This window comes from Deinococcus marmoris DSM 12784 (assembly GCF_000701405.1).
Lineage (GTDB): Bacteria > Deinococcota > Deinococci > Deinococcales > Deinococcaceae > Deinococcus > Deinococcus marmoris.
Window position 1 is genome coordinate 1 of sequence record NZ_JNIV01000237.1, and the last position, 1,441, is coordinate 1,441.

At 55.2% G+C, this 1,441-nt stretch carries 2 protein-coding genes; both read right to left on the reverse strand.

The window, feature by feature from the left end:
- The coding region (locus tag Q319_RS0123560) for a hypothetical protein (protein ID WP_211252426.1) at nt 1–527 on the reverse strand (527 nt) is incomplete at its 3' end.
- Complete coding sequence (locus Q319_RS27750; protein ID WP_156039587.1) at nt 524–892, reverse strand: hypothetical protein; 369 nt, start codon at nt 890–892, stop codon at nt 524–526. The genes Q319_RS0123560 and Q319_RS27750, both read right to left, overlap by 4 nt.
- Nucleotides 893–1,441 lie beyond the last annotated feature (549 nt).

Genomic DNA, 1,441 nt, shown 5'->3' on the forward strand with positions numbered 1-1,441 from the left:
CCCCCCTGCCTCTCCCTCTTCTCGTTGGGCTTCGGTGGAGCCGCAACCCAGCCCCAACACGCGCCGCCAGGTTCGTAACGGTGCAACAAGACTTTTAAGGCTTCAATCACAGGTTCGACGAACATGACATTCGATAATTTGCGGCCATCTACAGCTCGAATCTGACGGAACTCCCGGGTGATGAGGCCCCGGTCCACCAGGAACTTCACGGCGTCCGCAGCTTGCTGCTTGCTGATCCCGAGAAGTTCGGCGTAATAGGCGTACGAACGCTGGAGTTTGTCCGCACTGAATTTGCGGGTGGTTCGCAGGAGCTTGCCAGTCACTTCGTCGCGGTGGTGGGTGGGGCGGTACCAATACAGGTCATCGGCGAGAATCATGATCGGGATGTGCTGGGTGACCCCCCGGGCGCTTTTAAACTCTGGCCGATTAAAGAAACTGTGCGGAACGATGTTGCCCTCGAAATGCAACTCACCAATGGCCTGTACAGCAGCGCTGGGCTTTTGACTCCGGTCCAGCTTGCCCATCATCCGGCTTCACCTGCCCACGGCTGATGGCAGGCGACTCCGGGGAGTTGACCAAAGATGATTTCGCCCCTCTCTGCCGTTTTCGAGTTCAGGGTGAAACGTGCAGCAGGAAGGTGTTCGCCGAGGTTGAGACGGGGGGCAAAAGTGGCGAAAAAGGTCTTTGGTGAAGTGATGTCTCTTGGGCAATAGAGTTGGATGCCGACATCCGAGGCCAAGAGGACCGCTGATGCTTGAGCCTCCAGCTTGCGCTCAGTGTTCCCCGGTGCGTCGGCAGCCTGGGGTGAGGTGGGAGTCCTCTTCGCCTGGAACTGAGACAGCGAAATCATGCGGGTGGGCGAAAGATGGCAATTGCGTAGCGCTATGGACATGCCTCTGAGCGTAAGAACGCTTGCGGGGTGAAACTGGGGTGAGCCACAAGGAGACTCATCGGAAGACTTGGTCTGAGCGTGGAGTCGAGCCGTGAGAAGGGTAACGACAGGGCGTGGGCAGACGAAGCAACACCAGAGACACGCCGTCGAGAGTGGTTTAAGGGGACTGAGATGGAGAGTGGGTCTCCGGTCAGTCTTTAGTTTCGGGATGGCATTTTTCCCGTATCCATTTGTAAATTCTTTGAGAGATGGACTGAAACGGAAGCTACTATTATCGGCTAGCCATTCTTTTGGAAAGCTCAGCAGTGTCACGCTTTAGCACCCGTCCAAAAGGGATTATAAGGAATTTGAGGCACGATCAGGACTTGACGAACCATTAAGTCCGCCAGAATAAGATTGTATGTGTTCATAAAACGACATCTCCACTTGCACTGGGGAGATTTTTCAGCTAAGCTCTGACCTTACGCGCTACGATTTGAAGACTCCATGAAATCATCAGGATTTCTTGCTTCGCACTGCGGCGACGCAAACTGGGGAGGTGACTCGCCG